Raw genomic sequence first — 11,463 nt, forward strand, 5'->3', positions numbered from 1 at the left:
CTCAGGTGTTATTCGAACCTAAGCGCATCAATTGGCTCGAGCTTGGCTGCGGTTCTGGCTGGCCAAACTCCAAATACCACTCCTACTAGCAAGCTGAAGCCAAGGGCCAGCACAACAGTGTCTAGCTTTATTGCAAAGACCCAGTCGCCCAAAATGGCCAAAAAGAAAGCTGCTATCTCGCCAAGGATTAGTCCAACAACACCACCGGCCAAAGACAGCACAATTGCCTCAATCAAGAACTGCGTCAAGATGTTTGATTGCTTAGCTCCAATAGCTCTTCGAACTCCGATTTCTCGCGTGCGTTCCCGAACAGAAACCAGCATGATGTTCATGATTCCAATACCACCAACAATCAAGCTGATTGCCGCGATTCCAGTGAGCAAAAGACCCAAGGTGTCAGTAATAGAGCTAACCGCCGCAATCAAAGATGCCTGGTTGGTGATTGTGTAACGAGCTTTGGTGTCTGCACCAAGCCCGTACCTTTCCCTGAGCAAACTATCTGCTGTAACTTGCAGGGCGTCGACTTGTTCAGGAGTATTTGCCTGAATCACAATGCTAGACACGTAGGGATACTGGCTAAATAGTTTTCTAGCTGAATCCAAGGTCACATACACTCGACCTCCGGTTCCGAAGCCTGCCTGGTCGTCCAGCACACCAACCAACCTAAAGTCCTGCCCGTTTAGCTTCACGGTTTGGCCAAGCATGTCGGCTGTTAGTCCAACATCATTTGCGGCATCTGCTCCAAAGACCACGTCTTTGGCAGTTTGGGCATAGGAACTACTAGAAAGGTAAGACCCAAGTGCTATCTCTGGCTTAACGGCTTCGAAGTACTTAGAGGACACTCCAACTAATCGAGCGTTTACTCTTATGTCTCCGGTTGCAATCGTGCCCTCGTTTTGAGATTGGACGAACATCACCGACACGTTCTCAAGTTCAGCCAGGGCATTAGCATCAAGCTCAGTCAAAGCATCTGGAGCCATGGCAGTGATGTTTAGCTGGTTAGTTCCAAGAGTTGCTAGCGATTTGTTGATGCCTTGCGATGCGCCATCAACAATTGAGGTCAGGGCAACGATGGCAGCCACACCAATTACGACACCGAGCATGGTTAGAAGTGACCGGACTTTGGTGGCCCAGATTCGATTTAGCGCAAGAGATGCTGTTCCAAGTAGGTTCAATTGGCACCTCGCTCGTCGCGTTCTACTTGGCCATCTCGCAAAAATACTCTTCTTGGAGCGCTGGCAGCAATCTCCAAATCGTGGGTGATCAAAACGATTGTTCTGCCTTCTCTATGGAGGTCTTTCAATAAATCAATTACGGCAGCTCCTGTTTTGGAATCCAGTGCTCCGGTTGGCTCATCGGCTAAGACAATGTCTGGGCCGGTAACCAGTGCCCTTGCGATAGCAACTCTTTGCTGCTGACCTCCAGAGAGGCGATTGCGATCAAAATTTAGCCGGTCTCCAAGGCCTAGCTTGGTCAGCATCGCTGATGCTGACTTCTTTGCTTGCTTGGAGCTAATGCCTTGATACAAAAGAGGCGCCATTACGTTTTCGATAGCTGTGGTATTTGGAAGAAGCTGGAACTGCTGAAAGACAAACCCGATGGCTTTCGAGCGAAGACTGGTTAGTTGATTATCGGTGAGTTCGTTAGTTGGGTCTCCGGAAATAAAAACCGTTCCAGCACTTGGCCTATCTAGGCAGCCAATTAGATTCATCATGGTGGACTTACCACTTCCCGATGGTCCAACAATTGCTACAAATTCACCGCGCTCTATTACTAGATCAACGCCATCCAGGGCAGTTGTGATCTGATCGCCAACTAAATAGTCTCGGCGAACTTTATCTAGCCGAACAACTTCATTAGCCATTGTTTCCGGCTCCGCGAGGAGGACCGAACTCAACCGGGCTTGGAACATCTCCCGCTAGGCCGATGATTACAAGATCGCCAGCTTGAAGACCTGAAGTGATTTCTACGAGGCTATCTCCCCTGGTGCCAAGTTTGACCTCGACTGTTGTTACGCTCTGACCACCAGATGCTCTAGTAACCAAGATCTGAAGTTCCGGTAGCTCTCCAATGAGAGCACTAAACGGAACGGCTAGAACCGAACCTGACCGCTCAACTTCTATCTCTGCAGTTGCGCTCATGCCGAAGCGGGCGCCGGTTGGAATCTTGGTTACTTCAACCAAAACCTCATACTGCTTGATACCGCTTACGGACTTGGCAACTTCACCAATTGAAATAACAGCACCTTCAAAAACAGCATTTATGGCATCTAATTCAATGGTGGCCTTCTGGCCAATATCCAACAAGTCTGCGTCATACTCGCTAGCAAAAACTGAAACCACCGGCACGGCGCTTCCAACACTCACGACCTGTCCAGAAGTTCTTAGTCCCTCAGAGGTATCAACAGAACGAACGATGCCATCAGCGATTGCGGTAACCTCAACCGATTGCCCTAGTTGGGAGTTGAAGCTGAAGAGTAAATCTCCTTCTGCTACTGATTGACCTTCTGCTACCTCAATTTGGTTAATTTCTAAACTGATTCCAAATTGGGCAGGCAATGCTTGAGATCCATTAGCGGATACAAGAATTGGTTGTTCACTCGGGCCATAAGCCAATAGCTGCGACTCAGCGAGTTGACCATTAGCAGCCACGGTCTTCACAACAGCCGTTGGAGTTACCTCATAAGTCTCATACTGCGTCTGCTCAGTAAGGGCAGGAATAGCTATTGATGCGATAACCGCCACCAAAGCAACTGCAGATCCAACAAACCACAACCAACGTCGCTTTTTCATCTTTTGGTCTCCTAAAGACATTTACTAAAACTACAGATTTCCCTCTGATTACAATCTCTCACACATTCCCGATAGTTGGCTGTTAGTTCCATGAAAATCAAAACCATAGACTGTGAAAGTAGAGAAGGTGGTTCCCATGAGTGATCTAGATGCGATTGGCACTAAAGACAACTGGCGGTGTTGGTTGTGTGATGCACCTGTAGACCCAGACGCATCAGTCAATTCCGACCTAGGTCCCAGTGCCGATAGCTACCAAGACGCTAAGGGCAAAAAAGGAACTCTAGCAACAGAGCGTCTTGCCCACCGAGCTTGTAACACCAAGCGAGGCAAGATCGCTCCGGTTATTTCCTGGTCAAATGATCTTTTGGTTTCTGACCCAGCGCCTATTTTTGAAACAGTGGAAAGACTGCTTCGCAAAGGCGGCCGCGAAGCGGTCGCTAGATGTCCAAGTGAATTAGATGCTGAGCAAGCCTCCAGTTGGTTACTGGATCGTCTTTCAAGGCTTGCTCCGGGAGTGAAATTTGCAACCGAGATTTCTGCAGGTGGCGGTCAGTACCTAATAAAGCTAAGTGTTGACTAGCTAACGGAAATCTTCACTTGGGTATCTGAGATACGAGTTACCCTTACCCCCGAGTACTCCACGTAGCTGGTTATGATCGGTTTACCTTGGGGGCCTAGATAACTCCAGAAATTCTTTGAGTCACCGTTTGGGTCACTGTCGTCACGGTAGTGGGCAGCGTTGACGTTTACCTTGTAGGCAGTAAAGCCACTCTCGGTGGGTCTGTAGCAAGTGCTACATAGATTTGTAAATGGACCCGGTCCTCTTCGCTCGACAATTAGAAGCTCCTGAGAATTCAATCGAATCATGGCTGACTCTTTCCCGGCACCAAAGTTATCGATGGTGTCGAGCGAGATAAATATCTCTTTGTTAAGAGAATCCTTATTTAGGCAAAGCACCTCATTGGAGTCAAACCATCCGTTCAGGAAAGCTTCCCAAGATGTGACGGCCTTAGAGGCACCCCAATTGTCTGTAGTTATGTAATAGCCACTGCCATTCGAAGGTCCGTGACTAATAAATCCTTGGCCGTGAAGGATCTCATGAACAACGTGGTCCCAAATCCTGGTTCGATCCCCTCTATAGCCTGTACCTGCGCCCATTTCGCCATAAGCCAATGCAAAGAACTGTCCCTCACTCGAGTTGAAATTTCCACCACCAATCGGGGCAGTTCCAAACTCTCGCTCAGCTTCTTCGGGTAGAACGAAATAGACATAGTCGACTCCCGTGAAGTCGTAAATCGGGTCAGCCGCTGTAATCAATTCCTGGATAGCCACCTCTCGAGGCTGCTTATCAACGGATGACCCTTTACCGCAGGCTGTGCAGGTATACCAATCAGCACCTCTAGGTGCTCTAACCCAGGAGGTAGCGCTGAGGTCTACTTCGTAACTTAGTTTTCCCCTGCTGAAGTGCTGTGCCCAGCTGACCATTTGGTTGACATCGTCTCTGAACAAAGTTTGTGGATCTCCAGAGCCAACCGCATTAGAAAAATCGACAGGGATAATGGCTATCTTGATGTTGCCCGTTGACGGAATCGATTGTCTGGCTGGAAAACCTTTGGCGCCTGCACCTGTGATGTTTTGAGTTTCCTGAAGTTGGCAAGTAGACAAAGGCTGCTCAAATCCAAGCCAGTTATCTGCGTAAACCGGTTGAGCACTTGGAGTAGGCGAGCTTTTTGGCGAAGCGGAAGCTTTTGGACTAGCGGAAACAGCAGACTCAGTCTGCTTTTTGGATTCAGGTGAGTTCGTTGAAGAGGATGTCGATTCGATACCTTTTGGATTATTCTGAGCTGAAAACCCAACAGCTGTTATGACAAGAACAATTAGAAGAGCAAAAATCGGAGCAAATATGTTCTTCTTTGGTAGCTTGACCAAATCGCGCCAAAAGGATTCAAGCCTGGACTTCAGTCCTGACGAACTTGTTGAGTTATTCCTGCCCAATTTAGATCGTGCCATCACTCAACCCCTGCAGTACTTTCTTGGCGCGAACTCGAAGCTCGGGTAAGTCGCTCAGTCTGGTTAGACCATTTACCTGCTGACTCATCCGGTGGTTTTTGGAAAACTGCGCCTTATGGCGATCAAGGAAATCCCAGTACAAAGTTGTAAACGGACAAGCATCATCGCCAACTCGCTTCTTTGGATCGTACTCACACCCCTTACAGTACTGAGTCATCCGAGAGATGTATGCGCCACCTGCCGCATAGGGCTTGGTCATGAGCCTTCCCCCATCGGCATGGACTCCCATGCCGATGATGTTTGGAACCATTACCCAATCCGCTGCGTCGATGAACTGCTCACGCATCCAGTCCAAAAACTGCTGTGGATTGGTTCCCGTCACTAGTGCCAGATTGCTAAGGATCATCAACCTTGGAATGTGATGGGTCCAGGCTCTGGTTTCCACCTGGGCAACTACTTGTTTGACGCAGTTCATCTTGGTCTTCGAAGAATCAACAAAAAGCGGTAACAGTTCTCTTTTGGCGGCAAGGCCGTTGAGCTCTTTGTATTCAGGGCCCAAGAACCAATACATACCGTTTATATACTCTCGCCAGCCAATGATCTGGCGTATGAAGGCCTCCACTGACTCAATTGGAGCAAGATCCTGGTCATACCTCTTTATAGCGGCTGAAATAACCTCATCGGCAGTCAATAGGCCGTTATTCAAATAGGGGCTCAATAAAGAATGGTGAAGTGACCACTCATCAAGGGTGACCGCATCCTCGTAGGGTCCAAAGCCAGCCAAATGGTTATCCAAGAAGTTCTTTAGCTGCTTTAGAGCACCGGCTCGGGTAGTAGCCCAGCTATCGGTTGGCTCATAGCCAAGTTCCTTGGCTACTTGCTTGTCTATTTCATCTCTCGCGTGAGTAAGTCTTTTAGGCCAGGTGTAATTCTTAGGCGGTGGCAGCCTGTTCTCGGCATCGAAGTTCCACCTTCCCTGCACGGGTTTGTTTCCTTCAACCAAGATATTCAAACGAATTCTTTGTGCTCGGTAGAAATTCTCCATTACAAAGCTCTTTTGGCTTTCAGCCCAGCTGGTGAACAGTGCTCTTGGCGTCAAGAAGAAATCGTTATCAACAAACTCAACACCTAGTTTCTTTAGTTGTGCGAACTGCCTATGAGAAGAAGGCTCCGCACAATAAACCGGTAACTTTCCATACTCTGCTTGAGCTTTTTCAATACCTGCCTGGGTTGACTTGGCTTTGAAATACAAGACCTTGAAGCCCCTAGCTTCCAAAAGTGCGGCAAAGTGTCTCGCCGAAGAAATTAAAAAGAAAAGCCGTTCTCTATGCCAAGGCCGACCTTGGGTCATTCTTTCGCTTTCAACTAATAGCACTAGGTCGGTCTTAGCATTAGCTTTTTTTAGAACACCACGTTCGGTATTTAGGTGATCAAAAGGAATCAGAAGTATGCGTTCAAAAGAGTTCTTAGCGGTAGCGATGAGTTAGCCCCTGCACTTTTCAGAGCAATACTTGACGTTTTCCCAGTCCTTGGCCCACTTCTTTCGCCACTCAAATCCCCGACCGCAGCGCAAGCAAGTTTTTGGCTCAAAGCCGTTTTTGATCTTTGGGGTTGGACTCATGACTCAAGCCTAATAAGGCCACAAAGACAGGTGTTAGATAACGCCGGCCAGGTTCATTGTGAATAGCAGCATCACAATTCCACCAATACGGTAGATCCACTTGAGCTTAGGCCTGCGGATGAATCGAACCTCGTCCTCAACGCCCTCGCGGCCAATCATCGCAAGAACCGCCAGCGCCAGCATCGGGATTGGCAATAGCGCAAAGGACCAAAGCGCAAGATCTGGGCTTGTGCCAAACCACATTCCAACCACAGAGGTGGTCGCGGAAGCAACCAAAAGGGTGAAGGCAAGGCCTGGGATTCCAGTAGGCAATAGCCTCCAGATCCAAGGGAAATTCTTGAACTTGTGGGAGAAGAAGCCAATTATTGTCGGCAAGATAAATAGTGCGCTACCTACCCAGACCTGCCAAACATTGCCCATCAAGGCAGCCGTTACAAAGATAAACACTGACAACCGGAAGGCAATTGATATCCATCTCTGAGGCGGATCGGTCTCGTCAACATCGGTCGGATGAAGAGTGTCAAGGCGCTCCGGGAAGAACCTCGCAACACCCTCTTCCAAAATCACCCGAAGCACGATTGCAAAAGCAACAGCCAAGGCAAAGTCATTTACGTGGTTGGCTACCGCCAGGGTGGTTCCAGCAAGAGCCGGCAAGGTGCCAATCATCGAGGCGGTTACCAAACCACCGATAAATGGCAGAACTACCAAGTCAACGATTCTCTCCCACCAGTAAATGTCGCCAGATTCAGGCTCCTTGCGGAAGGCCCGGAAGGCGTTAGCAAGTAGTGCCGGTCCGTAACCGACGATGACCACACCCAGCAGCAGTCTGACGTCTTCGATTGGAATCGCTCCATGCATCAGCAAGGTGGTCATCACAAACAAACTGGTCGAAACAAAACCAGCTAAGGTATCGAAGATACCGATCACCGCAATAACAATCAGCCACTGCCACTGCGGAGGTGCAACATCTGTCGTGTTTAACAACGCTGACCAAACGGCAACTACTGCACCAAACAGTGTAGGCAGTATCGAGAATGAGCCGAGGCTTGCTCGAAGATACGCACCGTCAACAACAATCTTTGAGAAAAGCGGTGAGAATCTAGCCGAGCGAATAGCCAAGGAAATAGTTGGCTTATCTAAGAAGCTCAGCCACTTCTTCTTCCAAATCTTCAAACGATCCCCACGGCCTCGACGACGGTTCTTGTAATTTTCGTGAGTGGCATTGATGGTTGCAATTGATCCAGCGCCACCGCTTCCTTCACCGCTTCCGCCTCCGGCGGCACCTCCTCGAGCACCACCACCAGAAGATCCACCAGCTGCTGCTGCCGCTCCAGCTGCTGCTGCAGCTGCTGCAACAGCACCGGCAACAGCACCAACTTCTCCGATTGTTGAAGTTAGGGCAGCAATACTTTCTGGAGTGGCAAGCGGATCAAAGGGAACTGGTGGAGCAGAGTCGTCACCAGTGGCGCCAATAGCTGGGTTAGGAACTGGAGCGCCCGGGATAAACTCAGCAGCGGGTTCTTCAGTCTCTGGTTCTGCTTCTGGTGTAACAGTTACTGGAGGAGTAACCGTTTCAGGCGGGGTAACAACTGTTGGAGGCGTTACCGTTGCAGGCGGGGTCACAGGAGTTACCGCCGCAGGTGGGTCTACCGTCACTGGAGGGACAACGACCACTGGAGCACTCGCGGTTGTGAATGTGGTGGTGCCGGCAAGGCTTTCGCCAACTGCGTTTCGAGCAATAACACTTACGTTATAAGAAGTACCGTCAGTTAGGTAACTCAAGTCACAAGACAGTGCAGTTGTTGCTAGGCAAACAACGTTTCCATTAACCAGCACATCGTAGTTATTGATCGCACTTCCACCGCTGTAGGTAGGGGCACTCCAAGATACAACCGAAGAATTCCGTGAACCACTTACCGCAGATACGGTTCTAGGAGCAGTTGGTGCGGTAGCGGCAACTACAAGTTCTGGGTCGGAGGTAATCTCGACCTGAATGCTGCCATCAACGGTTGCTCGCTTCAAATCAGTTACGACTCCATCGACAACCTGGTAAACCATGGCGCCAGCCCTAATTCCCGTGTTGGACAATGTCACAGTGATTGGCTTTCTAGCGCCACTAACGCCATTTATAAAGTTCGTGTCTGGGACAGTGGCGGTAGCACCCGTTCCATAAAGCCAAGAGACCACGATGGAGAAGAAGTAGTTGTTCTCCTGGCCAATCATTTGTTGTTGACGATAAGCATCCTTGAAGTATCGAACCGAAATCACAGTGCCGGTGGGCAAGGTGCCTCCAGGAATCTGGATTCGCGCACTTGATCCTGAAGGGTTGTGAGTAATCAGGGTGTCGATGTCTGTAGCAGGATTAGATATAAAGTCGGTGGCTGTTTCTAGTGCTGCCTCATCCACTCCAGCAAACGAGCTCTGTACCCAGCGGGCATAAAGGGTAGAGGTTGCTACCGGCTGGTGCGATGCACCAGCAGCGCCAACCATATTTCCATCAGTTAGAGCATCGAACCAGCCCAAGAACCTAAAGTTTGCGCGAGTTGGAGTTGGCAAAGTAGTGCTGGTTCCTCGTGGCACTAAGGACTGAGACGTTGGGCTAGGTCCGTTTTGGGCGTTATAGGTAAGTGTGTAGTTTCCATCTACCCACTTCGCATACAGCACTCCGGTAGCAGTTGGCTGGTAGTTGGAAACTACCGATCCACCTGCAGTAGTAGACCAACCGGCGAATGTGTAACCGTCTTTTACCTGGTCACTGATAGTTGGCAGCGTTAGGTTTCCAGTTCCAACTGTGTATCTGGAATCGGCAACCGATGAACCAGTTGCTCCTTGCCAGTCGTAGACGACGGTGTAAACGTTTGGAGTCCAAATGGCCTCGAATCCAAGTGCTTGGGTACCGACCGTGAAGGTTGAGCCCTGGCTGTACTTTGTAGTTCCACTATCTGGGCTCCAACCAGCGAAGGTGTATCCGGTGCGGGTACCAGGATCTGGCATGGTCAGGAGTTGCCCAATTGTGCCTGGAGTAATCGATACTCCAGCACTTCCACCCGCAGCGTTGAAAATGAACGAGTATGGCTCGGCAGTCCATTTTGCGTAGAACAGGTAGTTGGTATCAACAACGTTGACCTGTGATCCAGCTGCACGAACTGTACCAAGCTGATCAATCCAGCCGTCGAATATGTATCCAGGTCTAGTTGGGGCTCCACGAAGGGTGATCAGCTGGTCGGGAGTACACAACCCTCCTGTCACACATTCCGCGTCAACATCGGTAGTTTCAACATCTGAAACCGCCTTGGTTCCACCACCGAATGAGTACCTGACATCCAGTAGCTTGATCCATTGGGCAGTAAACACCGGAACTGTCTCGGTCAATACATACGTATCGCCCGATCGGTAGGTGGTTATTCCATCACTCCAACCAAAGAATAGGTATCCGGTTCCGCTAACAGTAACCGTTGTTCCTGAAAGGTTTGGAAGAGTAATCGCAGAACCAAACTTCCCGGTTAAGGAGTCCGGGCTAGGCCAGCCAGCAATGGTCTTGGAACTCGCGATTCCCTTGTTGTAGCTGTAGCCGATGTCCTTCAGGGTCCAGATTGCGAACAGGTTCTCGTTGTTGAAAGTTGCAAAGCTATTTGCAACAGCTGTCGAGGAGCCCTGGGTTTGCGACCAGCCACCAAAGTTATAACCAGTTCTGGTGAAGCCTGAGGAAGGAAGTGTAACCAGTGAGTTTCCAGAGGTGTAGCTAGTTGGAGCACCAGTAAGGCTTCCTGAACCGCCGTTTAGGTTGTAAGAAATTGTGTAAGTGTTTGGCGTCCACTTCGGGTAGAAGTTAACGTGGTCTGCCTGAACGGTCACGGTATCACCGGAGTTCATTTCGGTACCCGTTCCAGAAGACGATGTCACCCAACCCGCAAAGGTGTAGCCCGACCTACCCAACAAACCAGAGTTTCCAAGAAGAGAAATGGTCTGACCGGTGTTGTAGTTTCTAGCATCCACTGGAACAGATCCTGAGTTAGCAGTTCCCGCGTTGTAGATAGCGCGGTAGTTAATTGGAGTCCACTTGGCATAGATGGTGTGGTTAGTCGTCGGCACGTACTTGGAGTTTTCCAAGGTCACGGGACTAGTCAAACCAAGGTCAGTAAACCATCCAGAGAAGGTGTAGGCGGTTCTTGTTGGAGTAGGAAGAGTAATGCCCGTTCTAAGAATGTCAGTCTCGTAGGTGGTACTTGATGTAGAGGCTCCTCCAGTAGCGCCGTTGTACTGGTAAACAACTGTGTAAGTTCCGGCCTCCCACCTAGCGTGCAGAGTGAAGTTGTCTGTCTTTCCGTGAGTGTAAGGGAATGTGATAACTGTTCCGTTTTCAGTTGCAGCCCAACCCAAGAACTCAAAGCCTGGGTGGGTTGGATCAGTAGGTTTTGAGGCAGAGGAAATCTGCGCACCCGTGGTGGTGGTGCCTGAAACGGTTCTTCCAGTGCCATCGTTTAGCTGGTAAGTGATGTTCAGGGTGTTGGCACTCCAAATGGCGTAAAGATTGAATCCTGCCGTGTCATTTGGTGCGTATCCGCCATTAGCAAAGCTAACAACCGAACCATCAATGGTTCTAGACCAACCAAGAAGTGTGTAACCGGCACGGGTTGACACTGGAGCAGAAGAAATAGAGCCGCCGGTAAGCATGGAGCCGTCAGCAACATCAGAGCCGCCTTGTTCGTAATAGGTAACTGTGTTGCTGTTTGCTGACCAAATGGCGTACAGGGTAAAGCCGCTGGTGTCAGCCGGTGCGTAACCGCTACCCGCGAAGCTAACTACAGCTCCGTTTGAGGTCCTTGACCAGCCAGAAAGTGTGTATCCAGATTTTGCTGAAACAGGTTCCGAAGAAATCACTCCCCCGGTAAGCACAGTGCCATCAACAACGCTCGATCCACCTTGTGAGTCGTAGATGACGGTGTTGGTGTTTGGGTTCCATTGAGCAAACAGAGCCAGGTTGCCAGTTAGGGTGACTGACTGCTGGTTGGTGTAATCGGTTCCTGAGCCATTAGCTGC

Annotated in this window: 8 protein-coding genes; 1 reads left to right on the plus strand and 7 read right to left on the minus strand. The window is 49.8% G+C overall.

Going from position 1 to position 11,463, the window contains the following annotated elements:
* Window positions 1-8: 8 nt before the first annotated feature.
* The 3 genes from AC9UCN_RS06330 to AC9UCN_RS06340 are packed head-to-tail and all read right to left on the minus strand — an operon-like array spanning window position 9 to window position 2,792.
* Entirely contained in the window at window positions 9-1,175 is a 1,167-nt protein-coding gene (locus tag AC9UCN_RS06330) for an ABC transporter permease (RefSeq protein ID WP_509525056.1), read from the minus strand.
* Entirely contained in the window at window positions 1,172-1,864 is a 693-nt protein-coding gene (locus AC9UCN_RS06335) for an ABC transporter ATP-binding protein (protein WP_509525058.1), read from the minus strand. Before AC9UCN_RS06335 ends, AC9UCN_RS06330 begins: the two co-directional genes overlap by 4 nt.
* Window positions 1,857-2,792, minus strand: coding sequence for an efflux RND transporter periplasmic adaptor subunit (locus AC9UCN_RS06340; protein ID WP_509525060.1), 936 nt, complete (start codon window positions 2,790-2,792; stop codon window positions 1,857-1,859). Before AC9UCN_RS06340 ends, AC9UCN_RS06335 begins: the two co-directional genes overlap by 8 nt.
* Before the next feature lie 136 nt (window positions 2,793-2,928).
* Here AC9UCN_RS06340 and AC9UCN_RS06345 point away from each other — a divergent pair, with 136 nt between their 5' ends.
* Window positions 2,929-3,372, plus strand: coding sequence for a hypothetical protein (locus AC9UCN_RS06345; protein WP_509525062.1), 444 nt, complete (start codon window positions 2,929-2,931; stop codon window positions 3,370-3,372).
* Here the strand turns inward: AC9UCN_RS06345 and AC9UCN_RS06350 are convergent.
* From AC9UCN_RS06350 to AC9UCN_RS06365, 4 genes are all read right to left on the minus strand, one after another.
* Entirely contained in the window at window positions 3,369-4,802 is a 1,434-nt protein-coding gene (locus tag AC9UCN_RS06350) for a hypothetical protein (protein ID WP_509525065.1), read from the minus strand. The two genes, AC9UCN_RS06345 and AC9UCN_RS06350, sit on opposite strands and share 4 nt — an antisense overlap.
* A complete protein-coding gene (locus tag AC9UCN_RS06355; protein WP_509525072.1) occupies window positions 4,789-6,282 on the minus strand; it encodes a cryptochrome/photolyase family protein in 1,494 nt (497 codons plus the stop codon). Before AC9UCN_RS06355 ends, AC9UCN_RS06350 begins: the two co-directional genes overlap by 14 nt.
* Before the next feature lie 3 nt (window positions 6,283-6,285).
* Window positions 6,286-6,423 (minus strand): DUF2256 domain-containing protein, encoded by a 138-nt coding sequence (locus tag AC9UCN_RS06360; RefSeq protein ID WP_509525067.1) that lies wholly within the window; start codon window positions 6,421-6,423, stop codon window positions 6,286-6,288.
* 33 nt (window positions 6,424-6,456) lie between these two features.
* Window positions 6,457-11,463, minus strand: a 5,007-nt coding sequence (locus AC9UCN_RS06365) for an InlB B-repeat-containing protein (protein WP_509525069.1), incomplete at its 5' end; no start/stop codon positions are given.

The organism is Rhodoluna sp. (genome assembly GCF_036721215.1).
GTDB lineage: Bacteria > Actinomycetota > Actinomycetes > Actinomycetales > Microbacteriaceae > Rhodoluna.

Excerpts from the sequence above, each read along its gene's own strand:
- AC9UCN_RS06335 (WP_509525058.1), bottom strand. The coding sequence starts at position 1,864 with ATGGCTAATGAAGTTGTTCGGCTAGATAAAGTTCGCCGAGACTATTTA.
- AC9UCN_RS06340 (WP_509525060.1), bottom strand. The coding sequence starts at position 2,792 with ATGAAAAAGCGACGTTGGTTGTGGTTTGTTGGATCTGCAGTTGCTTTG.
- AC9UCN_RS06345 (WP_509525062.1), top strand. The coding sequence starts at position 2,929 with ATGAGTGATCTAGATGCGATTGGCACTAAAGACAACTGGCGGTGTTGG.
- AC9UCN_RS06350 (WP_509525065.1), bottom strand. The coding sequence starts at position 4,802 with ATGGCACGATCTAAATTGGGCAGGAATAACTCAACAAGTTCGTCAGGA.
- AC9UCN_RS06360 (WP_509525067.1), bottom strand. The coding sequence starts at position 6,423 with ATGAGTCCAACCCCAAAGATCAAAAACGGCTTTGAGCCAAAAACTTGC.